The organism is Neoakkermansia glycaniphila (assembly GCF_001683795.1).
GTDB lineage: Bacteria > Verrucomicrobiota > Verrucomicrobiia > Verrucomicrobiales > Akkermansiaceae > Akkermansia > Akkermansia glycaniphila.
Map to the genome: position 1 here is coordinate 13,173 of NZ_LIGX01000019.1, position 25,270 is coordinate 38,442.

Annotated in this window: 21 protein-coding genes; 20 read left to right on the forward strand and 1 reads right to left on the reverse strand. The window is 59.2% G+C overall.

The window, feature by feature from the left end:
* The 19 genes from AC781_RS05165 (at position 1) to AC781_RS05255 (ending at position 23,880) form a co-directional block, all read left to right on the forward strand.
* Positions 1–333, forward strand: a complete 333-nt coding sequence (locus AC781_RS05165; RefSeq protein ID WP_067774545.1) for a hypothetical protein — start codon at positions 1–3, stop codon at positions 331–333.
* 29 nt (positions 334–362) lie between these two features.
* Entirely contained in the window at positions 363–2,648 is a 2,286-nt protein-coding gene (locus AC781_RS05170; protein ID WP_083076592.1) for a peptidoglycan D,D-transpeptidase FtsI family protein, read from the forward strand.
* Positions 2,649–2,650: 2 nt separating this feature from the next.
* Positions 2,651–4,207 carry a UDP-N-acetylmuramoyl-L-alanyl-D-glutamate--2,6-diaminopimelate ligase gene (locus AC781_RS05175; RefSeq protein ID WP_067774550.1) on the forward strand — a complete coding sequence of 519 codons (1,557 nt, stop codon included), beginning with the start codon at positions 2,651–2,653 and terminating at the stop codon, positions 4,205–4,207.
* Entirely contained in the window at positions 4,204–5,595 is a 1,392-nt protein-coding gene (locus tag AC781_RS05180; protein WP_067774552.1) for a UDP-N-acetylmuramoyl-tripeptide--D-alanyl-D-alanine ligase, read from the forward strand. The genes AC781_RS05175 and AC781_RS05180 overlap by 4 nt, the downstream gene beginning before the upstream one ends.
* Complete coding sequence (mraY, locus tag AC781_RS05185; protein ID WP_067774557.1) at positions 5,596–6,729, forward strand: phospho-N-acetylmuramoyl-pentapeptide-transferase; 1,134 nt, start codon at positions 5,596–5,598, stop codon at positions 6,727–6,729.
* A gap of 3 nt (positions 6,730–6,732) precedes the next feature.
* The gene (murD, locus tag AC781_RS05190; RefSeq protein WP_067774559.1) at positions 6,733–8,043 is read left to right on the forward strand and encodes a UDP-N-acetylmuramoyl-L-alanine--D-glutamate ligase; all 1,311 of its coding nucleotides are present in this window, start codon (positions 6,733–6,735) and stop codon (positions 8,041–8,043) included.
* A 12-nt stretch (positions 8,044–8,055) separates the two neighbouring features.
* Positions 8,056–8,853: a LysM peptidoglycan-binding domain-containing protein gene (locus AC781_RS05195; protein WP_067774562.1), complete on the forward strand. Its 798-nt coding sequence runs from the start codon at positions 8,056–8,058 to the stop codon at positions 8,851–8,853.
* Positions 8,854–8,877: 24 nt separating this feature from the next.
* Positions 8,878–10,020, forward strand: coding sequence for an FtsW/RodA/SpoVE family cell cycle protein (locus tag AC781_RS05200; protein WP_067774565.1), 1,143 nt, complete (start codon positions 8,878–8,880; stop codon positions 10,018–10,020).
* The gene (gene murG, locus AC781_RS05205; protein WP_083076594.1) at positions 10,017–11,114 is read left to right on the forward strand and encodes an undecaprenyldiphospho-muramoylpentapeptide beta-N-acetylglucosaminyltransferase; all 1,098 of its coding nucleotides are present in this window, start codon (positions 10,017–10,019) and stop codon (positions 11,112–11,114) included. Before AC781_RS05200 ends, murG begins: the two co-directional genes overlap by 4 nt.
* Positions 11,115–11,119: 5 nt before the next feature.
* Entirely contained in the window at positions 11,120–13,420 is a 2,301-nt protein-coding gene (gene murC, locus AC781_RS05210; RefSeq protein WP_067774573.1) for a UDP-N-acetylmuramate--L-alanine ligase, read from the forward strand.
* Between the two features lie 27 nt (positions 13,421–13,447).
* The gene (locus AC781_RS05215) at positions 13,448–14,014 is read left to right on the forward strand and encodes a hypothetical protein (protein WP_067774576.1); all 567 of its coding nucleotides are present in this window, start codon (positions 13,448–13,450) and stop codon (positions 14,012–14,014) included.
* Positions 14,011–14,943, forward strand: a complete 933-nt coding sequence (locus tag AC781_RS05220; protein ID WP_067774579.1) for a D-alanine--D-alanine ligase — start codon at positions 14,011–14,013, stop codon at positions 14,941–14,943. Before AC781_RS05215 ends, AC781_RS05220 begins: the two co-directional genes overlap by 4 nt.
* A gap of 42 nt (positions 14,944–14,985) precedes the next feature.
* Complete coding sequence (locus AC781_RS05225) at positions 14,986–15,918, forward strand: cell division protein FtsQ/DivIB (RefSeq protein ID WP_067774581.1); 933 nt, start codon at positions 14,986–14,988, stop codon at positions 15,916–15,918.
* A gap of 96 nt (positions 15,919–16,014) precedes the next feature.
* Positions 16,015–18,195 (forward strand): AMP-binding protein, encoded by a 2,181-nt coding sequence (locus tag AC781_RS05230; protein ID WP_067774582.1) that lies wholly within the window; start codon positions 16,015–16,017, stop codon positions 18,193–18,195.
* Positions 18,196–18,213: 18 nt separating this feature from the next.
* On the forward strand, positions 18,214–19,587 hold the full coding sequence (gene xseA / locus AC781_RS05235; protein WP_067774583.1) for an exodeoxyribonuclease VII large subunit: 1,374 nt from the start codon (positions 18,214–18,216) through the stop codon (positions 19,585–19,587).
* Positions 19,588–19,708: 121 nt separating this feature from the next.
* Positions 19,709–20,218 carry a 50S ribosomal protein L9 gene (rplI, locus tag AC781_RS05240; protein ID WP_067774586.1) on the forward strand — a complete coding sequence of 170 codons (510 nt, stop codon included), beginning with the start codon at positions 19,709–19,711 and terminating at the stop codon, positions 20,216–20,218.
* A gap of 170 nt (positions 20,219–20,388) precedes the next feature.
* Complete coding sequence (locus tag AC781_RS05245) at positions 20,389–21,378, forward strand: magnesium transporter CorA family protein (protein ID WP_067774589.1); 990 nt, start codon at positions 20,389–20,391, stop codon at positions 21,376–21,378.
* A gap of 12 nt (positions 21,379–21,390) precedes the next feature.
* A complete protein-coding gene (gene argB, locus AC781_RS05250; RefSeq protein WP_067774592.1) occupies positions 21,391–22,311 on the forward strand; it encodes an acetylglutamate kinase in 921 nt (306 codons plus the stop codon).
* Positions 22,312–22,341: 30 nt separating this feature from the next.
* Positions 22,342–23,880, forward strand: coding sequence for a hypothetical protein (locus tag AC781_RS05255; protein WP_067774595.1), 1,539 nt, complete (start codon positions 22,342–22,344; stop codon positions 23,878–23,880).
* 102 nt (positions 23,881–23,982) lie between these two features.
* On the opposite strand, the gene AC781_RS05260 is transcribed toward AC781_RS05255, so the two are convergent.
* Complete coding sequence (locus AC781_RS05260; RefSeq protein ID WP_067774598.1) at positions 23,983–24,351, reverse strand: helix-turn-helix domain-containing protein; 369 nt, start codon at positions 24,349–24,351, stop codon at positions 23,983–23,985.
* Positions 24,352–24,481: 130 nt separating this feature from the next.
* Here AC781_RS05260 and AC781_RS05265 point away from each other — a divergent pair, with 130 nt between their 5' ends.
* Positions 24,482–25,267, forward strand: a complete 786-nt coding sequence (locus AC781_RS05265; protein ID WP_067774601.1) for a glycosyltransferase family 25 protein — start codon at positions 24,482–24,484, stop codon at positions 25,265–25,267.
* The last annotated feature ends 3 nt before the right edge of the window (positions 25,268–25,270 follow it).

Consider the following 25,270-nt stretch of genomic DNA (forward strand, 5'->3'; position numbering starts at 1 on the left):
ATGTCCTCCCGCAAATTCCAGCACCGTATCAGTTTCGGCTTCCTGATGTGGATGATCGTGCTTGCCACGCTCCTTTCGGGTTCCGGCGTGTATTATGCCGTGCTGAAGAACAGCCAGCTTGGCGTGAGCCGCGAGATCGACCGGATGCGCGATGAAATCGCTTCGCTGAATCTTGCCCGCGACCAGTACAAGGCCAAGGTGTCGATGCGGACGAATCGCTGGGCGATCCGCGACCGTCTGGCGCAGGACCGTTCCGTGCTGGCGGAGATCGACCCTTCCCAAATCGAAGTGATGCAGTCTGAAAACTGCAGGAATGTAGCCATGAACAAGTAGCCTTTGCATCTCTCATACGCATCTCTCCCATGCCGCCTCTGAAAAAAACAAGTCCGTTTACGAAGCGTTGTCTCCACCTCTGCATTGGGGTGGGGATTCTCGTGTGTACGGTGGCGTGGCGTCTGGTGTCGCTGCAGATTGTGGATGAGGAGAGGAACGGGGAGCGCGCCGAGAGGGATTGCATCGAGTTCGAAGTGCTTCCGGCCCAGCGCGGCCTGATCATGGATCGGAACGAGGAGATTCTGACGAATAATATTCTGTATTCCGAACTGGTGGCAGACCGCTACCATCTGCGTGATCCGAAGATGGTTTGCTGGGGGCTGGCCTATTCGATGGCATCCCATCAGGAGGAGTGGAAGGATATGGACGGTACGCAGCGTACGACCTTGATCCGGATGACGTACAAGGCTTTGCTGGCGAATGCTTCAATCAAGAAGGACGATCTGAGCGAGTACCGCAAGGCTGCGCAGGAGGTGGATGAAGGCGCCAAGGGGGCGATGCAGATGCTCAAGGAGCAGTTCGACGAGAAGATCGTGGCCGAATACTGCGAAGCCCACGATAAGCTGGTGGCCGAGTTGCTGGCTCCCTATCTCAATCTGAGCGAGGAGGAGATTCTCGACAAGATTCAGCAGAACGATCGCGAGAAGAAGATTCAGAATATCGTGCTTGTGCAGAATCTGACGGAGGAGAAGGCGGAGGAGATCAACGAGATGCTGACGCGCGCCCGCATTCACGGGTTCAAGTGCCAGTCGAATCTGCGCCGTTCCTATGTGTCGCCGGAATCTTTGGCTCATGTGCTGGGGTTCGTGAACCGGGACAATAAGGGGATGGAAGGCGTGGAAGCGAAGTTCGACAGTTATCTGACGGGGCAGCCCGGCAGCCGCGAGTACCGCCGCGATGCCCGCGGGCTGCGCCTTCCCTGCGCGGAAGACCGCCTGCATCCTCCCGTGCACGGGATGAATGTGAAGCTGACGATCGATATGAAGCTTCAGGCGATCGTGGAGGAGGAGTTGCTGAAGGGGCTAACCCATTTCCGCGCACCGCGCGGCTGTATCATTCTTGTCGAACCGAAGACGGGCGATATTCTTGCGCTGGCGAGTTTCCCGACCTATAATCTGAATACGAAGGAGAACAGGCAGCTTTTGCAGTTCGATTTGGAAACGAAGCCGGAGGACAAGGATCGGCTGGCCGCCCTCAATTATGCCGTGCAGGGTAACTACGAGCCGGGTTCGACGTTCAAGGTGATTGCCGCCACATCCGCTCTGGATAACGGTAAGGCGACGCTGAATACGCCGATCAATTGTACTCCGGTTGTTGTACCCGGAGCCAAGAATCCGGTGAGTGACACTCCGCGTTACTATAGTGGGCTGAAGTTTTACGAAGTGTTGAAGAAGTCCAGCAATCCGGGGGCCTACCGCATCGGCCTGCTGTCCGGCTGGAAATTGTATAAGCAGTATCTGGAGCGGTACGGTATCGGCAAGACGACGGGAATCGAGCTGCCCGGCGCGAGTGCAGGCCTGATTACGGACGGTAACAATCTGGTGAATTTTTCGCGTATTACATACGGCTATTCGGTGAATGTGACCCCTCTACACATGGCCATGGTGTATGCGGCGATCGCGAACGACGGTGTGCGCATGAAGCCGAGGCTGGTGAAGAGTATCTACAATGCCGACGGCAGCGAATACGTAGGCAACAAGGAATTCGAGCCGAAGGCGGTTTGTACGGTGATGAAACCGAAGACGGCCAAGGATTTGCGGCAGGCTCTCTGGACGGTGACGCAGGAAGGCGGTACGGCTCGCCGCGCCCATATTCCCGGCTACCATGTGGGCGGCAAAACGGGGACTGCGCACAAAGTTCAGAATGGCGGCGGCTATCGGGAAGGCCGTTATGCGGTTTCCTTCGCCGGGATGGTTCCTGTGGAAGATCCTGCTTTCGTGTGCCTTGTCGTGGTCGACGATCCGCGCCCGACGGATTGCAAGGCCGGGGGTGGCTCGGTGTGCGCCCCGATTTTCAAGGCGGTCGCCACGCGCGCACTGCGCGCCATGAATATCGCTCCTGCCGATCCCGCCGAGGCGGAGAAGGCTGAAAAGGCCGCTGCGGCAGCTATCGCCTCCGGTGCATCGACCTCCAATCCTCCCGTCAAGCTGTCGTCGGTCAGTCCGTCCACGAAAAAGGCCGCCTCCTCTTCTTCCCGCAAGTCGTCCGTCAAGAGCAATGCTCCGTCTTCCTCCAAAGTGAAGAAGCCTGCGGCATCCTCTTCGTCACGCCGTTCGGCATCCGCACAACAACGCAAGAAAACCGCCACCAGATAAGTATGAATTCCATCAAGATATTTTCCGTGCTCCCCATTTCCACGCTGACCGGCTCTCTCCGCGCCCCGTTGTCCGCCCTGGTGGACGATAGCCGCAAGGTGCAGTCGGACTGCTGCTATGTGGCGTTGCGCGGTGCCCGTGCGGATGGGCACGACTGGATCGAGGAAGCCGTGCGGAAGGGTGCGCGCGCCATCGTGGCCGAACGTTCCTGCCCCGAGTGGGCGAGGGAACAGGGTGTCGTGTGGGTGCAGGTGCCGGATACGCATGAGGCCGTGGGCTACCTGATGTCCGCATGGTACGGGTTCCCCTCGCAGGATCTGGTGACGCTGGCCGTGACCGGAACGAACGGCAAGACGACGACGAGTTATCTGGCGCATGCCATTTTCTGCCGGACGTGGCTGCGCTGCGGCTTGGTCGGTACGATTCATTACGATAACGGCCGCGAGCGCATTCCCGCCGTGAATACGACTCCCGGGGCCGCTCCGCTGCAGGAGATGCTGGCCCGGATGCTGGAGAACGGCTGCCGTGCGGTGGCGATGGAGGTTTCTTCCCATTCTCTGGTGCAGAAGCGTGTGGCGGGCATGAATTTCCGCGTGGGCATTTTCACGAATCTGACGCAGGACCATTTGGATTTTCACGGTGATATGGAGTCCTACTACGAGGCCAAGAAGTCTCTTTTCCTGCAGATGGCGGCTTCGGGCGACAAGAAGGCTGTGGCGGTGATCAATATCGACGATCCTTATGGACGCCGTCTGGTCGGAGAGTTGTCCGGCAAGATGAAGGTGCGTAGCTACGGTACGCTGGAAGGAGCCGATTTCCGCATGAAGCCGCTTCGCCTGTCGCTGACGGGCAGCGAGTACGAGCTGGCCTATAACGGCAAGACGTATCTGGTGTCCATTCCGCTGATCGGCCGTTTCAATATGATGAATAGTCTTGCTGCGCTGGCAGGCACCGTGTCTGCCGGTATCGGCATCCGCGATGCGATCGCCAGCCTTGCGCAGGCTCCGCAGGTGCCGGGACGCCTTGAGCTTGTGGCGAATGTGGATCATGTGATGTCGTTCGTGGATTACGCCCATACGCCCGATGCGATCGTGAATGTGTGCAAGACGATGAAGGAGCTGTGCCGCGGACGCCTGATTACGGTGTTCGGCTGCGGCGGCGACCGCGACAAGGCGAAGCGCCCGCTGATGGGCGAAGCCGCCGCGCGGCTTTCGGATTACTGCATTGTGACGTCAGATAATCCCCGCAGTGAGGATCCCGAGGAGATTATCGCCGATGTGCTGCCGGGTATTCCGGATGGCAAGAGGCATGCGGTGGTTGACCGTGCCGAGGCGATACGCGAGGCTCTGGCGATGGCAAGGCCCCGCGATATCGTGCTTGTGGCCGGCAAGGGGCATGAGAATTATCAGGAGTTCGCCACAGGGCGCATCGCTTTCAGCGATGTGGCCGAGATCAAGCGTTGCGTGCGTGAGCTGGAGCAGAGCAGCCTCAAGGAGCGCGCTCTGGAACGCGAACGTTCCGAACAGGAGAAGCAGAAGAAAGGCAAACCCCGCCGATGATCCATACATCCCTCACAGCGCAGCAGGTGGTTGATGCGACGGGCGGTGCGCTCGTGGCAGGGGATGCTGCGGCCCGCGTGACGGGAGGGATTTTGACGGACAGCCGGCAGGCGGCGCCGGGTACGTGTTTTTTTGCCTTGAGCGGCGAGAGGTTCGACGGGAACGCATTTGCTCCCGAGGCTTCGCAGCGCGGCGTTTCGGTGGCGGTGGTGAGCCGTGTGGAGGAGGGGTTCTCTTCTTCCTGCGCGGTGGTGCTGGTGGATGATGTGCTGGAGGCTTTGCAGAAGCTGGCGTCGTGGTGGCGTTCGCAGGTCGAGCCGTTGCGCGTGGTGGGGTTGACGGGGTCGAGCGGCAAGACGTCTACGAAGGATTTGCTGCTCGGTGTGCTGGGGCAGGCGTTCCGCGTGACGGGTACGCAGGGCAATTTGAATAATCATATCGGCGTGCCGCTGAGTATTCTCCGCGCCGAGAAGGAGGATGAGGCCGCCGTCTGGGAAATGGGCATGAATCACGCAGGGGAGCTGGCTCCGCTGTGTGCGATGGTGCGTCCGCAGATCGGCGTGATTACGTCAATCGGTTCCGCGCATCTGGAGTTCCTGAAGTCGCGGGAGGCGATTGCCGAGGAGAAATGCACGGTGGCGCGCTGCCTGCCGGAGGACGGTTTCATGATTTATCCGGCGGATTGCGATTTCGTGGAGATGATCGAAGCTTCGACCCGCGCGAAGCTGGTTCCCGTGGGCGGTTCCCGTGGCCTTGTGCGTGCCGAAGGGCTGACGAGCGACCGCGACGGCTGCCGTTTCCGCCTCGTGATCGAAGACTCCGGTTCCTGCGATGTGGCTCTGCCGCTGCATGGCAGGCATATGGTTTCCAATGCTCTTTTGGCCGCCGCCGCCGGATGGTGCTGCGGGATGGATGCGGAGTCGATCGCCCGCGGCCTCGGAGAGGCCCGCCTGACGAAGGGGCGCCTGCGCTGCCTCGATGCGGACGGCGTGACGGTGGTGGATGATACATACAATGCCAATCCCGAGTCGATGAAGGCGGCTTTGGAGACGGTGGCGCAGTTCCCGTGTTCCGGCCGCCGCGCGGCGGTGCTGGGGCGCATGGGCGAGCTGGGGGATGCCGCCGTGCAGGAGCATGCCGGAATCGGTGCGTTCGTGCGCGCCTGCGGATACGATTTGTTGATTGTGACGGGGTGCGACGCCGATACGGCGGCGATGGCCGAAGCCGCACAGGGAGGAAGCGTTCGCGTGGAGCAAGCCTCTACAGCGGAGGATGCCGCTTCTTTGCTGGCTGCCGCCGTGCAGCCGGGGGATCTCGTTTTGTTCAAGGGTAGCCGCTCTTCCGGCATGGAGCGGGTGATGCATCAGGTTTTTCCATCCAGCAAATAAATGATTTACTATCTCAACGAATATTTTTCCTTTCTTGAAGGCGTGTCGCGCCCGGGGTTCCTTTCGATCCGCGGAGCGGCTGCCTGTGCCATCGCCTTCGTGATTTCTCTGCTGGTCGGGCCGAAGCTGATTGCCATTCTGACCGCATTGAAAGCGGGGCAGCCGATCCGGCAGGCTTCCGAGGTGCATAAGCTGGCGGAGCTTCACGGCAAGAAGGTGGGTACGCCGACGATGGGCGGTGTGATGATCGTGGGTTCGTCGCTGGTGGCGACTTTGCTTTGCGCCCGCCCCGACAATCCCTATATCGTCGCCTGCTGTTTCGTGATGGTGGCGTTGAGTCTGCTCGGTTTTGCGGATGATTTCCTGAAGGTGAAGAAGAAGACTTCGGAGGGGGTGCATGGCCGTGTGAAGCTGCTGGTGCAGGGGGTGGTCGCGCTGATTGCGCTGTGTTTCCTGTATTTCTTCCCCGAGTCTGTAGCCCGCACGCCCGTGGCGGAGATGGTGGCTCAGGTGTCCGTGCCGTTTTACGGGACGATCGATTTGGGCTGGTGGATTATTCCTTTCGGCGTGATCGTGATTATCGGTGCATCGAATGCGGTGAATTTGACGGACGGGCTGGACGGCCTCGCTTCCGGCTGTACGATTACTTCGGCGATGGCTTATGCGGTGATCGCCTATATTGCGGGCGATGCCTGCCTTGCTTCGCCCGAGGTGCTGAATGTGCCGCAGCACCCGATGGTGGGTGAGCTGACGGTTTTCGCGATGTCGCTGGTGGGAGCCTGTATGGGTTTTCTGTGGTTCAACTGCCATCCCGCCCGCGTGTTCATGGGGGATACGGGGTCTCTGGCTTTGGGCGGCGCGCTGGGTGCGCTGGCCGTGTGTACGTGCCAGGAGCTGCTGCTGGTGGTGATCGGCGGCGTGTTCGTGCTGGAAGCCGGTTCGGTGATGATGCAGGTGGCGTTTTTCAAGGTGACGAAGAGGATGTACGGCGAGGGCCGCCGTATTTTCCGCATGGCTCCGATTCACCACCATTTCGAGCTCGGCGGCTGTAAGGAAACGCAGGTGATCGTCCGTTTCTGGATGGTTAGCCTGATTCTGGCCATGCTGGGCCTGTGTCTTTTGAAATTTTGTTGAACGATGAATCTTTCCGGTAAAAAAGTGGCGGTTTTGGGTTGCGGGCGCAGTGGGCGTGCCGCAGCTCTTCTGGCGTTGCGCGACGGCGCGGCGGATGTGCGTATTTTCGATTGCTCCGACAGGCCGGAGAGGTATGACGAGGCGGTGCCGACGGTGTTCGCCGCGACGGAAGCGGATGGCCGCGCGTTTGCTGCGGATCTCGTGGTGATTTCCCCCGGTATCGAGGCTGATGTGCCGTGGACGCTGTCGTTCGCCGAGCAGGCGGAGGAGCTGATCGGCGAGATGGAGTTCTCCTACCGCCATTACGAGGGGACGATTATCGGTATTACGGGGACGAACGGCAAGACGACTACTACGTCTCTGGTTGAGAAGATTCTGCTGCATTCCGGCCGCAAGGCGGTGGCCTGCGGCAATTACGGCACGCCTCTTTCCGAGGTGCTGCTGCGCGACGAGGTGCCGGATCATCTGGCTCTGGAGGTGAGTTCGTTCCAGATGGAGACGATTCGCGATTTCAGGCCGACGGTTGGCATTTGGCTGAATTTCGCTCCCGATCACATGGATCGCTATCGCAAGGTGGAGGATTATTTTCAGGCGAAGCTCCGCATGTTCGAGAATATGACGGAGGATCAGGTGGCCGTGGTGCGTGTCGGCGAGAATCTGCCGGGCATCAGGCCCCGCGTGGTCGAGTTCAGTTCGCAGTCGGATGCCGGGCAGATGTGCTACCGCGATGGATGGATCATGGAGGGCGGTACGCCGGTGATCGATTTGCGCGGTACGGCGATGGAGCAGGCGCACAATGCCGAGAATGTGATGAGCGCGACGCTCGCCTGCCGTGCGGTGGGGATTCCGCTTGAGGATATTGTGGAGACTCTGCGTTCTTTCCTGCCGCCCGCCCATCGCTGCGAGACGGTGGCGAATATCGACGGGATTCTGTGGCTGAACGATTCCAAGTCCACGAATCTGCATTCGACGGAGGCGGCCATCCGTTCCCAGACACGCCCGGTCGTGTTGATTGCCGGCGGCAAGGACAAGGGGCTGGATTATTCTCCCGTGCGCGATCTGCTTCGGCAGAAGGTGCGCGCCTGCGTGGTGTTCGGCCAGATTGCCGGGCAGCTGCGCGATACGTTCAAGGATGTCGTTCCCACGGAAACGGAGGAGACGGTGGCCGGTGCCGTAGCGGCGGCGGCCAGAATGGCCGGGCAGGGCGATGTGGTCCTGTTTTCTCCCGGGACCTCCTCGTTCGATCAGTTTACCGGATACGTGCAGCGCGGAGAGGCGTTCCGCGAAGCAGTCAAACATACACTCAACGTCTAAAGCACCCATACGATGATGAAGAAAAGATCCAGATACACGCAGTCCGGCCTGAGCCGGTCCATTCCCGGGAAGCATTTCCTTCGCAACCTGCTGCACGGCCGTATCGGCAGGCATCATACCCGCGTCGAGGATGTGGAAGACGAGACTCCCGGCAGCAAGGTGGTCCGCCTGCTGGTCGTGGTGCTGTTCGTCCATATCGTCGTGATCGGCGGCGTGGCCCTGCACGGCTATTTGAAGGCGGATTCTCCCAAGACGGCGACGGCTTCGTTGATGGGGTCGGTTCCGGCTCCGGTCGTGGCGGCTCCCGCCCGAGTGAATACGGAGGTTCATATTACCGATGCAGCGACGATCGGTGACCAGTCTGCACGGACCCAGTCTGCTGCCGTCGTTCCCGGACAGTCCGTGAATCCGGCGGCCAGCCGTGCAGGTGCTTCCGGTGCGGCATCGGCTCCGGTGCGTGCCGGTTCGGTCTCGCATATGGTCGTTTCCGGTGAGACGTGGCCTTCCATTGCGGCGCAGCACGGCTGTTCCGTGGAGGATCTGCGCATGGTGAATCCCGACAGGGCCGTGCTCGCCAGCGGGATGTCTCTGTCCATTCCGGCGAAGCCCGGCGAGGCCTCCGTTGCGGCCGTGGCTGAAGAAGTCGACGAGGACAAGGGCGCCGTGTACATCATGAAGCCCGGAGATACGCTGGCCAAGATTGCCCGCAAGCACAAGACGACGACGGCCAAATTGCTTTCCCTGAACAAGATGACGGAAAAGGACGCCCGCAGGCTCAGGCCCGGGAAGGAAATCAAGCTGCCGCAATAAGCCGGTTTTGCCGGAACCCAGTTCATGACCTCCAAGATCAGCATCATCCTCGTATGGTCGAGTGTCATCATCCTCCTGACGATCGGGTTGATGATGGTGGCCAGTACCGGCGTGTGGACTGAGGCTGACGGGCAGAAGTACGAACTGCTGACGAATCAGGTGAAGTTCGCCCTGCTCGGGCTGGCGGGCGCCGTAGCCCTGAGCTGTATGGATTACCGCATTTTCCGGCGGTTCATCAAGTGGATATGGCTGAGTTCGGTGGTGCTGCTGGTGTTCTGCTTTCTTCCGGGCATCGGATACGAGATCAATGGGGAATACCGCTGGGTGCGTTTCGGTAGTTTCCAGTTCCAGCCCAGCGAATGCGCCAAGATTTGCCTGATGATGACTCTGGCTCACTGGTATGCGACGAATAAGGAGCAGGCGCGTACGATATTCAAGGGGTTCATTCTGCCGGGGCTGCTGTTCGGCGTGCCGCTGCTGCTGATTCTGGTGGAAAAGGATATGGGTACGGCAGCTTCGCTGGCGGTGGCCGGGTTCGGCGTGATGTATGTGGCCGGCGTGCGCTGGTGGCTGATTCTGGGTTCGCTGGTTGCCGGGGCGTTCGTGCTGTATGCGACGACGACGTCCAGCCCGAACCGCATGCTGCGCATTTACGCATGGGAGCATCCCGAGAAGTACAGTCTCGGTGCGGGGCGGCAGCAATGGCTTTCGATGCTCGCGTTTTCACACGGCGGCATCAAGGGGGCGGGATTGGGAGAAGGCGTGCAGAAGCACGGCAATCTTCCGTTCGCCCATACGGACTTTATTTTTGCGGAGATCGGCGAGGAGCTGGGGTTTGTGGGTGCGATGGGGGTTGTCCTGCTGTTTTCTCTGCTGGCGTTCGGAGGCATTGCTGTGGCCCTCCAGACGCGCGATCCCTTCGGCCGACTATTGGCGGTGGGGATTGTTGCGATTATTTTCTGGCCAGCGATGCTGAATGTGTATGTGGTGACGTCGCTTGTGCCGAATTCCGGCCTGCCTTTGCCGTTTACGAGCTGTGGGGGGACGAGTCTTGTGTTTACGCTGGGTGCGATCGGCATTCTGACGAGTATTCAGAGGTTCTCCGAGCTGCCCCCCGTGCATTACGAAGTCAAACGCCGAGATATTAACGCCAGAGTACGCCCATGAGTCAAACTGAACCACTGACGGTTGTTATTGCATGCGGAGGGACGGGTGGACACCTGTTTCCCGGGATTGCCGTTGCGCAGGAATTGAAGCGCAAGGGGCACAGGCCCATTCTGCTGATTTCGATGAAATCCGTGGATGCCCAGGCATCGAACAAGTACGAGGATCTGGAGTTCCGCCCGGTCGAGGCGATTGCCATGCCGAGGCTGGCTTCTCTGAAGACTTTCGGCTTCGTCTGGAAGCTGGTCCGCACATGGCGTTCCTGCCGCCGCATTCTGCGCGAAGTGAAGGCGGATGTGGTGCTTGGGATGGGAGGGTTCACGTCCCTGCCGCCCGTGCGCGCCGGGTACGGGCTGGGCTTGCGCACCTATGTGCATGATTCGAATGCGCTGCCGGGCAAGGCGAACCGCCTGACGGCACGCTGGTGCGATGCCGTGCTGCTCGGTGTGCAGGAGGCTTCCCATTATTTTCCGAAATCGGAGTGTATGGTGACGGGTACGCCCGTGCGTGCCGAACTGGCGAGGTCGGTGAATGTCGTTTTCGCCCGCGAGGCGTTCGGGCTGGATACGATTCGCCCGGTCGTGCTGTCGATGGGCGGTTCGCAAGGCGCGAAGCAGCTCAATACGCATGTGCTCGAAGCCGCCCGCCGTGACGCTTCGGTGCAATACCTGCTGCTGGCCGGTACTGCGGATTATGAGCGGGTGCAGAAGATGGCTGCGGATTTGCCGCATGTGAAGGTGCTGCCGTTCTGCTCGGATATGGCTTCGGCCTATGCTGCTGCCGATGGCGTGATCTGCCGTTCCGGGGCTTCCAGCCTGACGGAGCTGGCCGCGCTGGGCAAGGCTGCCCTGCTGGTGCCCTATCCCTTTGCCGCCGACGACCACCAGATGCATAATGCCCGCGTGTATGCCGCACACGGAGCCGCCCGTGTGAACGGGCAGGAGACGCTGTCTCCGGAAGTTATTCTTTCCTTTGTCCATGAGATCGTTCTGAATCGCGAGGCTCGCGAAGAGATGGAGTCGGCCGCCCGTGCGCTCTCTTCGGATGATGCCGCCCAGAAGATCGCCCACGTCCTCGAACATTCCACCCTTTCCTGAGTATCATGATTGAACGCCTCCGCCAACGCCTGCTTGACCGCAGCCATCCCGTCCGCATTCACCTTATCGGAGTAGCCGGTTCCGGCATGTCGGGGCTGGCCCGCATGCTGCTGGAAATGGGGCACCGAGTGAGCGGTTGCGACCGTGTGACGAGCGATGAAACGGAGAGCCTGCAGAGCTCCGGGCTCGTTTTTTCCTCCCCGCACTCCGCCGAGGCCGTGGCCGATGCGGAGATCGTGATTTATTCGAGTGCGATCCGCGAGTCGAACGTGGCTTTGGCCGCCGCCCGTGCGAACGGAGCCTTCTGCCTGCGCCGCGCCGATTGCCTGGCCGCCATTCTGAACGGGAAGAAGGGGATCGTCGTGGCGGGTACGCACGGGAAGACGACGACTTCGTCGATGACGACTCATCTTCTCCGCGAAGGCCGCCTGCGCCCCTGCCATTACGTCGGCGCGGAAATTCCCGTGCTGGGGGCGAATGCCCACTGGAACGAGGAGAGCGAGTATCTCGTGGCCGAGGGCGACGAGAGTGACGGTACGCTGGTGAATTATCTGCCGGAGCATAGCATTATGCTGAATATCGAGGCGGAGCATCTGGATTTCTACCGCGATCTCGACCATATCAAGGAGGTGTTCCACCGTCTGGCACGCCAGACGCGGGGCAGGATTTTCTACTGCGGCGTGGATGCCGGGGCGCGCGATGTCGGCTCCCAATACCCGAATTCCGTTTCCTACGGCTGGAACGATACGGATTACACCGCGTCCGATGTGACGGAGATGCGAGGGCGTACGCTGTTTACGGTGAAGTATCGCGGCGAGGAGCTGGGGCGCGTGGAGCTGGGCATTCCGGGCCGCCACAATGTGCTGAATGCGCTGGTGGCCGTCGCCGTGGCTCTGGAGCTGGGCTGCAGTTTTGCCGCCATTACGTCGGGCCTTGCTTCCTTTGCGGGCGCCCGCCGCCGTTTCGAAACGAAGTATCTTTCTCCGAGTTATCGGATTGTGGACGATTACGGGCATCACCCCACGGAGATTGCGGCCACTCTTCAAACGGCCCGTTCGCTGAATCCGAAGCGTCTCGTCGTGCTGTTCCAGCCGCACCGCTATACGCGCACGCAACTGTTGCAGGAGGATTTCGGCAAGGTGCTTCAGGCCGCGGACAAGGTGTATGTGGCGGATGTGTATCCAGCCAGCGAGACGCCTATCGAAGGCATTTCCGGCCAGACGATCGTGGACGCGATGCGCCGCCACGGTCCGGTGGAGACGTGTTTCCTGCCGAACCTGTGCCTTGCCCATCATACCGTGGGCAACGATTTGCGCCCCGGCGATCTGCTGGTGACGCTCGGTGCAGGCAATGTGCATGAAGCGGGTACGAAGATTGCGCGCGATCTCGCCATGATGGAGGATTTGCAGCGCAATGTGGAGAATCCCGTTTGCTGGGCCATTTATGAACCGATGCGCAAGCATACGACGCTCGGTGTGGGCGGCGATGCCCAGTACTGGATCGAGCCGGACAGTTACGCCAATATGCGCGGGGTGGTGAATTTCTTCAAGGATCGCAATATTCCCGTGCATGTGATCGGGCGCGGTTCGAACCTGATCGTGCGCAATGGCGGTATCCGCGGCGCGGTCGTGCATCCGTCCGGCGGCGCGTTCGAGGAGTTGCGCGCGGAAGGTACCCGCATCATGGCGGGTGCGGGGATACGCCTCAAGAAGCTGGCTTCGTTCGCCTCGGCGAACGGTATTGCCGGGTTCGAGTGGATGGACGGCATTCCCGGCCAGGTAGGGGGCAGTCTCCGCATGAATGCCGGAGCCATGGGCGAGGATATGTGGCAAAGGCTCGTTTCCGTGACCTGTCTTGATGAAGACGGCGAGATTCGAGAACACGCCCGCGAGGAGATGACGGAGGCCGAATACCGCAGTATGCCGGATCTGTACCGCAATTTCGTGATGGGAGCGGTGTTCAAGGGCGAGGCGGGCGATCCTGCTGAGATCGAGGCCCGCATGGAGGCGAGCCGCACACGGCGCAAGGCGACGCAGCCGCTGGAACCGAGTGCGGGCTGTACGTTCATGAATCCGCCCGAAGCGCCGGCTGGCAAGCTGATCGATGAGCTGGGGCTGAAGGGCCTCCGCCACGGCGGGGCGATGATTTCACCCGTGCATGCCAATTTCATCGTGAATACGGGCGGCGCGAATGCCGAAAACGTGACGGAGCTGATCGACGTGATCCGCAGGACAGTGCAGGAAGAGCGCGGCATCGCGCTCCGCACGGAAGTGCAGGCGATCGGAGACCGCGAAGCCCAGTTCTGATTTTTCCCCAAGCAAGGCGATATTTCCATGATCCGATACACCATCATACGCGATGACCTGCTTCGATGCGCGGAGGCGCAGTTCGAAACGCAGCAGCGCCGTATTCATTGGATTGTCGTGGGAATCATGATCGCCCTGTTTGTTCTGGGCGCCGTGTGCCTTCTTCTTTTTCTTCTGCACGAGCAGGACAGGAAAGCGGAATGGGTGCAGACTGTGCTGGGCGGGCAGGTGCTGCCTCCGTACATCATTGTTTTCGGTGCGAGTATATGCATCATGATTGTTCGCAGGAAGCAGTATGCCGCGCAATTCAGCTGGGAGAGAAGCAGGCAGACCGCTTCCTATCGGAAACATCTGTCGGCGCATTTGCTGCGGAAGGTGCCGGAAGGCGCATGCTCCGGCGGAGTCGAATTCGAGCTGGACGACGACCGCGGCACCGTGTTCGTCGGAGGCCGCGAGAACAGGCATTATCCGCTGCCTGCGCTGTGGAAACAAAAACTCCGTCCGGTGGGGCCGGGGCTTTTTTATGTGCTTTCGCAAGACGGAAGCAGGAAGCTTTACATCCCCATCAAGTACGATTTCACTCAACAACAATGAACAATCTCGCAAAAGATACGGCTATTGCCGTCCTGCTGGGCGGCCCGGGTGCTGAACGCGAAGTCTCTCTCGTCTCCGGGCGGGCGGTGGCTGAAGCTCTGCGCAACGGAGGATTTACGAATGTGACGGAGGTAGAGGTGCATGATACGGCTCCCGAAATCCCTGCCGGTACGGAACTGGCCTACAATATCATCCACGGCACCTTCGGCGAAGACGGCGGCGTGCAGTCCTACCTCGAAGAGAGGGGCATTCCGTACACGGGCGCAGGGTCGCGCGTGAGCCGCATGTGTTTCGACAAGCTGGCGACGAAGGAAGCCATGATCGCCGCCGGAGTGGCGACCCCCGCCTATGAGGTGCTTGTTCCGGCGCAAGACGGATTCGTTCCGAAGATGCAGGCTCCCTGCGTGGTGAAGCCTACCTGTGAAGGTTCCAGCGTGGGTGTGCATATCCTGAAGGCCGGGGACGATGTGGAGGCTGCCGTTCGGGAATCCGCGCAGCATGGGGGCACTGTCCTCATCGAGGAATACATTCAGGGCAAGGAGCTCACCGTGGGTATTCTCGACGGCAGGGTGCTTCCCGTGATCCACATTTGCCCGCGATCGGGTTTCTACGATCTGAGCAACAAGTACCCGTGGATGAATCTCGGCGGAGGCACGGACTATATTTGCCCGGCTGATCTGCCGGACGATGTGACGGCCCGCGTGCAGGCAGAGGCTCTCGCGGCCTACAAGGCGCTCGGCGTCGAAGTCTACGCCCGAGTGGATGTGCTGCTCCGCGAAACGGACAATCAACCTTTCGTTCTTGAAATCAACACGATTCCCGGCATGACGGGTTCGAGCCTGTTGCCGAAGGCCGCCCAGGCCGTCGGTATCTCCTACGAGGAGCTGTGCGCGACTATTGCCGATTTGTCGTTGAAGCAGGAGCGCTGACCCATTTATGGAAGGTCTCAGCCTTCCGACCGGACAGGAACCATGGCACGCAACTCATACAGGGACGGCCGAAGCGGCAAAGGCAAGGGGATGCACTCCCTGGAGAAGGCCTTGCCGCTGCATGTGCGTTTCCTGAACCGCGTGGCCATGCTCCGGGGCATGCGCCACCTCCGCAAGTGGGGTATCGTCGCTCTGTCTGCCGGGCTCGCCGTCTGGCTCGGGCTGTGGATCAAGGAACAGGTCGATGCCCAAAGCGAGAACTTTCAGATACGGACGGTGGATTATACTTCCGCCGGGATCGTCTCGAAGGAGCAGGCTCTCGAATTGATGGGACTCAAGGGGAATGAAAACCTCGTGACTCTGAATACGGGCAAACTGGAGAAGAAGCTCATCGAATACCCTTTCATCAGTTCTGCCCGCGTGACGGCGGAATTGCCTGCCACGCTGCATGTGGAGCTTTCCGAGCGCGTACCCGTCGTGCGCCTGTTCTGCGAGGATATGGCGGATGCCGACAAGTATTTCATGGATCCGGACGGGGTCGTATTCACCTGCGACCATCGTTTGCATGCCCGCTTTCTGGGCATACCGATCTGGCTGAACCCCTGTGCGGACGGTTCGCGTATCCATGCCGGAGTGCGGCTGGACAAGGACGAGTTCACGCCCATCGTGCGCCTGCTGCGCCTGATGTATGCGCGGGACAACGTGCCGGTGATCCGCGTGATCTCGCGTCCGAAGGAATGGAAACTCGTCGTCGAGCTGGAAACGGGTACGGAAGCCGTATTCGTGAACGACGATACGCTGGACGACCAGATTTCCCGGCTGATTATGGCCCTGCGCCATGCGAAGGAGTCGAAACGCCACATTCGCCACATCCTGCTGGCTCCGAAAATGGGTATTCCCGTGGAATACGGAGACGGCCCTGCCCACGGCATGGAGGATGACGGCGAACTGCCCGAAGGAGAGGAAGAAGACTGAAGCCGGCCCGCAGCTGCGGTGGAGCCGCCGCAAAATGCGGCAGGGCTTTCTTCCGCATTGCGCCGCAGAGTGAAGCATGATAGGATAAGCATCGACATGAACCCCGTGACACTTGAAGGACAGGAGCATTTAAAAGGCAAAGCTTGTTTTCTCGTGCCCAATCAGGTCAATCTGAATGCCCTGATTGAGCTGGAAAAGGCGCTCGGCAAGGACCGGGTCACCTATCTCGTCGAGGAGAGTTTCGCCCCCTCCGTCGATGTTGCCCGCTATCTGCAGAACAAGGACAGCGACGGCATCCTCTTCAACTTCCGCCGCGTTGATCCCATCAGCCTGCGCGGCTCCATTCTCGAAAAAATCGATCAGGGCCGCCACGTCGTTTTCCTGCCGGGCCGCGTTGCCGCCATCAAGGGAACCATGTCGCACGTACCGGCTCCCTTCCTGATGCATTTGAGCGCGCTGCACATTTCCCCCGTGCCCGTGTATGTGGGCTACTTCCGCGACAGCCTGATGAATGCCGCCTCGAATGCGCGGGACTACACCCGCCTTGTCGTCCGCATCCTTCCCAGGCTCGAGCCCGGCCCTGAAGCGGGAGCTCGCCTCCTGCAGGCATGGATGTCCGCCGCTGCGGATGCCTTCGCCGAACTTCCCCAGCTGAAAGGCTCCCTTGCCATGGCTATCGTCGAGGGTATCAAGCAGAATCCGAACGGCCGCGTGATCGACGGCGTGGACGATTCCTCCCTCACCTACGGCAAATTGCTCGGCGTGGCCATCGCCTTCGCCAAGCACCTCAAAACGCTGACGAGCAGCAAGCGCGTCGGTATCATCCTGCCTCCGGGCAAAGGCGCGACCATCGCGAACCTCGCCTGCCTGCTGGCGGGAATCACTCCGGTGAATTTCAACTATTCCTCATCGGAAGACTCGTTCCGCAGCGCCGTCCGGCAGGCGGGAATCGAGCGGTTCATCTCGGCAGATCGCTTCATGCGGAAGCTGCAGAGCTTTCCGTGGCCGCCGCGCCGCGACATCATCTTCATTGAGCAGGAGCTCGTGCGCATCAAGAAGAAAATCGCCGTGTGGGTATTCGCCTCGCGCGTGATGCCTTCGAAGATGATTGCTCGCCTGCTGAAACTTGACGACCGCAGCGGCGAAGACGAAGCCGTGCTTCTCTTCACCTCCGGCTCTTCCGGTGAACCGAAGGGCGTATCCCTCTCGCATTCCAATATTCTGGCGAACCTTGCGCAGTGTTCCTCCCGCATCGTGCTGGACGAACACAGCCGCTTCCTGTGCAGCCTTCCCGTCTTCCACAGCTTCGGCATCACCATCGGCCTGTGGTTCTGCCTGGCGTACGGGCACGATATGGTGACCTATCCCTCGCCGCTGGAGGCGAAGAGATTGTGCGAACTCATCGAGCAGTACAAAACCGTTCTCGTCGTCTCGACCCCCACCTTCGCCCGCAGCATGATGCGCCGTGCGAACCCCGAAACCTTCAAGAGCCTCCGCTACTTCATCGTAGGGGCGGAAAAACTGCCTGAAGACCTCTATCTGGCGTACAAGGAACAGTTCCACATCGAGCTGAACGAAGGCTACGGCATGACCGAGGCTTCGCCTGTCTGTTGCGTCAACCTGCCGGATGCGGCTCCCGTCGAAGGTACGCCGTATTATGTGCCGGGCACCGAACACGGCACCGTCGGCGGTTTCCTGCCGGGCATTGCCATCCGCATCACCGACCCGGAGGACGACGAGAAGCAGCTTCCCTTCACCCACCTCGGCATGATCTGGCTCAAGGGGGCGAACATCTTCAAGGGCTACATCGGCCGCGCCGATCTGAACCCGAAAATCTTCAAGGACGGCTGGTTCAAGACCGGCGACGTGGGACGCATGGATCTCAACGGCTTCCTGAAACTCGAAGGCCGCATGGCGCGGTTCTCCAAGATCGGCGGCGAAATGGTTCCCCACGAAGCCCTCGAACAGGCGTTGAACAAAATCCTGAAAATCGACCCGGAAGACACCGAACGGCACATTGCCGTCGTCTCCATCCCGGACAAGCAGAAAGGCGAAGCCATCGCCATGCTCTCCACACTCCACCGCAACTACCTGCAGCAGGAACTCATCTCCCTGCGCTACGCCCTGATGGGCGAAGGCCTCCCGGCCCTGTGGTGCCCGAGGGAAATCGTCCCTGTGGAAACGATACCCGTCCTCCCCTCCGGAAAACTCGATCTCGCCAACTGCAAACTCCTCGCCTACGAAGCATTGAAAATCCCGGTGGAGAAGGGGCGGTGAAGCAAGGATTATCCTTTTATGGCATTGAGTGTTTCAGAGCTGGTGGCGGAGTTGCGGCGGGCTGTCGAGGGGCAGGTCGGTGATCAGGTGGTCGTGGGCGAGGTGGGGTCGTGCAAGCCTGCTTCGAGCGGGCATGTGTATTTTACGATCAAGGATGAGAGGGCGCAGCTGGATTGTGTGATGTACAAGTTTCAGGCGGCGGCTTCTCGCGTGGTTCTGCGGGAGGGGATGAAGGTGGAGTTGTTCGGCAAGGCGACGGTGTACGAGGGGCGCGGGAGGCTTCAGTTTACGGTGACACGGGTGCGTGAGGCGGGGTTGGGCGAGCTGCAGGCGCGTTTCGAGGCGTTGAAGCGGAAGCTGGCGGCGGAGGGGCTGTTCGATGCGGAGGGGAAGTTGGAGCTGCCTCCGTTTCCGAAGTCGGTGGGGTTGATTACTTCCGCCACGGGGGCGGTGATTCAGGATATGCGGCATGTGTTCGAGCGGCGCGCTCCGTGGATCAAGGTGTTTTTGCTGCCGGTGCAGGTGCAGGGAGCAGGTGCGGAGCATGGGATTGCTTCGGCGGTGCGTGCGTGGGGGCGGTTCGATGAGTTCGGGCTGCCTCCGGTGGATTTGCTGATTGTGGCGCGCGGGGGCGGTTCGCTGGAGGATATGTGGTGTTTCAACGAGGAGGTTGTGGCGAGGGCGATTGCGGAGTGTCCGGTGCCGGTGGTTTCCGCGGTGGGGCATGAGACTGATTTTACGATTGCGGATTTTGTGGCGGATTTGCGCGCGCCGACTCCGACGGCGGCGGTGGAGCTGGTGACGCCGGATGGTCCGGCTCTGGATGCTTGGTTGGAGGATTGCGGGGAGAGGGTGAAGCGGCGGCTTTATCAGGTGTGGGAGAGGGCGGATTTGATGCTCGGTTTGCTGGTGCAGAGGAAGTTCAAGAGTCCTTTGGATGTGCTGAATCCGTTTATCCAGCGGCTGGACGATCTGGAATACGAGTGGGAGGATGCGTGGCAGAAGCGGTTGCAGAGCGGATATGATTGGCTGGACAGGATGGAGCTGGAGTTGAAGGCTCGCCATCCGAAACAGTTTTGCCGGATGATGGGAGAGAGGCTGGATGGGCTGGAGGTGCGGTTGAAGTCGGCTGCGGCGCAGCGATTCGCCGTGGCATCCGGTGCGTTGGAGTTGCTGGCGGCGCAGGTGGAGGCGAGGAGTCCACAGGAGACTTTGAAGCGCGGTTATGCTCTGGTGCAGGGGGAGGACGGTCGGCTGGTGCGCGATGCGGAGCAGGTGCCGGAGGGGACGAGGCTGCGGGTTTCTTTGGCTCGCGGGAAGATGTCCGTGGTGCGCCGGGAGGATGGTGGCGAGGCAGCCGACGGGGAGGAGTTGCAGCCGGACGGCGTTTGATGGCGTAGGTGCATGGTTGCGCCATATTGATGAATTTTATGCGTTTTTTACACATATTGCTTGACTTTGTCCGCAAGTGCATGTATTTACTCCCTCCACATTTAACTTTTCTATTTACGCCATGGCAACAATGCAAGTAATTCTCGCAACGAAACTGGAAGGTCTGGGCTGCGAAGCCGATCTTGTGACTGTAAAGGCTGGCTATGGCCGCAATTATCTGATTCCTCAGGGTCTCGCTTTCGAAGCGACGCCCGCTAATCAGCGCTTCATCAATATGCTTCAGAAGAAGCGTGCCGAACGCGAAGCCGCTGAACTTGAGAATTTCCGCGAAGTTGCTGCCAAGATCGCCACGGAAACGGTCGAAATCACTCTGGAAGCCGGTCAGGCCGGTAAGGTGTTCGGTGCCGTCAACAACCAGATGGTGCAGGAAGCTCTTGCTGCCAAGGGTATCGTCATCAACCGCCACGCTCTGGATATTGAGAAGCCGATCAAGTCTTCCGGTACGTACAGCATCGTCGCCAAGCTTCATCCTGAAGTGGCCGCTACGGTGAAGGTGGTCGTGAAGGTCAACGGCGAGAAGGCTGCTCCCGCTCCTGCCGCCGAAGAGGTTGCCGAAGCTGCCGCCGAATAAAGGCAGTTGTTCCTTTCCTTTTGCAAGCCCGGTTCCGACAGTTAGGAATCGGGCTGCTTTTTTGCCCTTTTTTGCTTCCCTTGCGGGCAAGAAAACTGTATGCTGGCCACGTAGCCAGGCGGGCGGATGCCCGGTGAGGGGAGTTTGAATCCTTACCCATTCCCACGACGATGATTCGGCTTTATATTCAAAACGAGAATGGTATTGAGCGGACGGCGGATATCGAGAATCTGTCCTGCCGTCCGGAGGATATTTTCTGGGTGGATCTGTTGACGCCCGATGCTGCGGAGTTGCAGTTCGCCGAACAGTTGTGCCGTATCGAGATGCCGACGCAGGACGAGATGCGCGAGATTGAGGCGACTTCCCGACTGTATACGGAGGATGGCGCGCGGTTCATGACGACGACGGTGCTGAGCCGGGTGGAGACGGAGGAGCCGATTCTTTCGGAGATGACGTTTATTCTGAAGTCGGAGCGTATTGTGACGATCCGTCATACGGATTCGTATTCGTTCCGCGTGTTTTCGCACCAGTTGCTGCGGCAGAAGCAGGTCTCTCGCGACCAGGTGTTCGTGGGGCTGCTGGAGACGATCGTGGACCGCCAGGCGGACGTTTTGGAGAGGTTTGGCACGGATCTTGATGCTCTGTCGAAGCGGGTGTTTTCGCATCGCCATACGGGGAAGGGTCGCAAGAGAGAGCCGGTGACGCAGGAGATGCGCGTGGTTCTGGAGGATCTGGGTAGTATCGGGGATTTGATTACGCGGCAGCGGGACTGCCTTGTGAACTTGCTGCGCCTGCTTTCGTATGCGAGCAATGCGGAGACTTCAGATCCTTCGCAGCCGAATTTGTATGTGACGCTGCGTCCGATCAGTCGAGACGTGAATTCGCTGTCGGAGTATGCTTCGTTCCTGTCGAGCAAGATCAATTTCATGCTCGATGCGGTGCTGGGGCTGATCAATATCGAGCAGAACGAGATTGTGAAGATTTTCACGGTGGCTTCGGTTATCTTTATGCCTGCGACGCTGATTGCGAGTATTTACGGGATGAATTTCGAGAATATGCCTGAGTTGCGCAGCGAGTACGGTTACGCGAGCGTGCTGGTGGCGATGGCGGTTTCGATTATTTTGCCGCTGCTGTTTTTCCGCATGAAGCGGTTTATTTGATTTTTTACGCATATGAATGCTCAAGAGTTGACGACGCGGGTGATTCCCGATTTGATGCAGGTGATCGAGAAGGCCGATGTGCTGGTGAATGCCTTGCCTTATATGCAGGCTTACCGCAATAAGACGGTGCTGATCAAGTTCGGGGGCAGCGCGATGGATGATCCTGCGCTGGTGAAGGATTTGATGCGCGATATTGCCGTGCTTGAGGCTATGGGGCTGAATCCTGTGGTGGTGCATGGCGGCGGCAAGGCGATTTCGAAGGCAATGGCCGAGTCCGGGCTTGAAGCAAAGTTCGTGAATGGGCTGCGCGTGACGACGAAGGAGGCGATCGGTATTGTGGAGCGTACGCTGAGCGGGACGATCAATCCCGGGCTGGTGGAGATGCTGCGCGATGCAGGAGGGAAGGGCGTGGGTATTCCCGGTACGGAGGTGTTTGTGGGCGAGAAGATCCGCGAGAAGGATGCCGAAGGCAATCCGGTGGATATCGGCGAGGTAGGGCGTGTGATCGGTACGCTGCTGCCGCGTATCGAGGAGGCTTTGAATCTGGAGATTACGCCTGTGATTTCGCCGCTCGCCAAGGAGCTGGGGACGCACAGTCCGCTCAATATCAATGCGGATTTGGCGGCAGCCGCTTTGGCTCGCGAGCTGCGCCCGGTGAAGCTGATTTATATTTCGGATGTGCCGGGTATTCTGCGCGATGCCGCCGATCCGACGTCTTTGATTCAGTCGATCAACCGCAAGCAGGCTCTTCAATTGATTGAGGATGGCGTGGTTTCCGGAGGGATGATTCCGAAGGTGAAGTCCGCCGTGGATGCCCTGAATGCAGGCGTGCGCAAGGTGCATTTCATCGACGGCCGTTTGCCGCATACGCTGCTGCTGGAGATTTTCACGACCGAGGGTATCGGTACGGAAATTGTGCGCGAGCAACGGTAGGGCGGTTCCTTTTCTGATGGAGATCCGGTGATGGAGCACGGCATTGCATGCGTGGCTGGCAAAGGGGTGCGCGATAGCTGGGTGATCGGAGGCGCTTTTTTGCTTCTGGCTCTCCCGAGTATGATTTTTTGCCTGGGCTGGCTGGAATGGTATGTTTCAGTGCCGCTTGGCGTGGCGTTGGCCGGATGTGTGGCGAGCGTCGTGTTTGGTCGTTCGCCTCATGTCATACGGTTGTCCCGCGGGCATGTGTGGAAGCTGCTGGTTTTGCTGCTGGTGGTGTTTGTGTATCAGTTTCAGGTGGGCTATACGGGGCATACATACCAACATTTCGATTTTTTCCAGAGAAATGCCTTTTACGGTAATCTGATTTCGTATCCGTGGCCGGTGGTTTTACCGGATGGGAGGGAGATGAGTTACAATCTGGCTTTCTGGCTGCCTCCTGCGTTTCTGTGCAAGCTGCTTGCCATGGGCGGAGTGGATTGTTCTTCCCTCAGTGGGGTGCCCGGCTGGGTGATGTTGTTGTGGAATGTGTTGCTGATGTACGCAACGCTGCTTCTGGTGTTTCTGAAGCTGAAGAAGGTCAGTTTTTTGTTTGTGCTGTTTTTTCTGGGGATCGGTGATGCTGCGGTCGTGTTCGATTATGTGCCGTCCATGATGGGGTGGCTGGGGCAGCCCATGAGGCCGTGTTTTTGGAGTGGAGAGTTGATGGTTACCTGTTGCAATCAATTCCCCTTTGCCTATCTTGCTGTTGCGTTGATGCTGCAGGAGGGGAGGCCCGTTTGGTTTTATCTGGTCTGCGGCAGTCTGCTGTTGTTGGTGGCGCCATTGTCTTCCCTTGTGTTGTTTGTCTTTTTGGCCGGGTGCATGTACAAGGCGTGGACAGTTATGCGGGCTGCAGGTGTGGTGGTTTTCAGCCGTGGTTTTGTTGCATGGCAGGCTTGGGCGGCCTATGGCCTTGCCGGGGTTGCGGGGGTGTATTACATGCGTGCGGAAGAGCCGATGGCGATGTTTTGCGTGTTCAGGTATGTCGACGGTTGTTCGGGCGTGCTGAAATGGCTGGTTCCGGTGGCTCTCAATTTTGTTCTGTTGAATTATCTCCCGTGGAGGTATGGGCGTTGCCGCGTTTGGCTGCTGTGTGCGAATGTCGCTTTGTTGGCGCTTCCCGCCGTTTATATGGGTGGGATGAACAATGAGCTGATCATGAAGGGTATGCCCGTGGTGATGTTTGTTTTTGCCTGTTTGTGGGCCGAGGGTCCGGAGAGATGTGCTCGTTTGGTGCTGCGTGGCGTATACGGCTGTCCGCCTTTGCGGGTTCGTAGCCGTGCGCGTGCAGAAGATTTTACCGACATGGGCGAATTGGACGTACAATGTGTGCGATCCGTTTCAAGGGCATTTGTATCACCCCGGTATGGCGATCGATCAGTCCGTGCCCGGTACCAGGGAGGCGAAGCTGCCTCATGTGTTTTTAACGAAGCCGGGAGCTTCCGAGGAGGGTGCGCTTTGGTTTTTATGTACACCGCCGAGCGAGAAGTACGAGAAGGATCGTTATGCGCCTGTGCGGTCGTATGATAATCTGGATAAGCCGCTGCCTTCGATTCCGCATGGATTGAAGGGGTTGTGAGATGGCTTTCCGGAGGTGGCCGAAGCATATGCGGCCGATTGCGCTGGTGATTACGCTTGAGAGGGGAGGCTCTGTCTTTCGCTTTTGGCTGATGGCGGAGTTTTTGCCTGTTTTATTTGCTCCTCCGTGATGATCGGGGGGTGCTGTTTGATGCGGAATACATCGTCATCTGCGCTTGTTCTCAGGGTGTTGAGGATTGACTGGGTCAGTTCGTGCGCGTCGATGCCGAGTATTTCGCAGATGAGGACGGCTTCCGTGAAGAGGAGGTAGCGTTCGCCCGATTCGTATTTGGAGACGAAGGTGGGGGTGTTGTCGAGCAGGAGGGATAGTTTCCGTTGGGAGAATCCCTGTTCGATGCGTTTTCTTTTCAAGAAGTCGCGCAAGAGTTTCTCTTCCAGACTGTGCCTGTTCCTCAGCATTTTTTAAGAATACACTAATTTCTTGATTCACCCAAATTGGGTGAATAATTTGATTTACATTTTATGGAGTGTGTTGTAGTGTTTGTGTGTATTCACCTATTTTAGGTGCATTTTTATGAATGAGCGAGCCATGGATGCGACAATTTTATTTCTGGCGATCAGTTTGCAGAGTTCCTCCGAACGCAGGAGGCGCCTGAAGGAGTTTGCGTGCAGGGCGGGGATTGATCTGTCGCTGGTTCCGGCGGTGACGGGCGACGATGTGGCGCAGATGGAGTTGGGGTTTGACCGGGAGAGGCGGAGGAAGGAGTTTTCTGTCGATCTTTTGCCGACGGAGCTGGCATGCATGGAGAGCCATTTGCGGTGTTTGCGGATGTTTTTGGGTTCGCCGCATACGCATTGCGTCGTTTTGGAGGATGATGCAAGTTTTGGGCCTGTTCTTCCTTCTGCGGTGAGCCGGTTGATTCGGACGGTGACAGGGTGGGATTTTGTCAAGTTATGGACGCCGGGCTCCAATTGGCCATTGGGTCGGGTGGTTGGGGTGGACTGTTCTCTTGAGGTGGTATATCCGAAGAATCTTTCCCGGGATGCCCTGGCGATTCTGTATTCCCGGGAAGGTGCGAGGAGGGTGCTGGAGCGGATGGGCCGTTACTGGATGGCGTTCGATACGCAGCTGGGTTATGTGTGCTGCCGTGATGGTGTCGTGGGTGTCGGAGTGTTTCCGCCGCTTTGCGAGCCATCGCCAGATTTGCCGAGTTCGATCGATGCGATGGGGCGGCGAGCAAGGGCGGTGCCGCCTTCCGTGAAGCAGCTGGTGTACCACCGGGTGCAGCGATTGCTGAATTCATGGTACAAGCGAAGGCTGTACCATGAGGTTCGGCGTGCGGTGCGGTTTCGGGAACTGGGAGATGCGGAGTAGGAG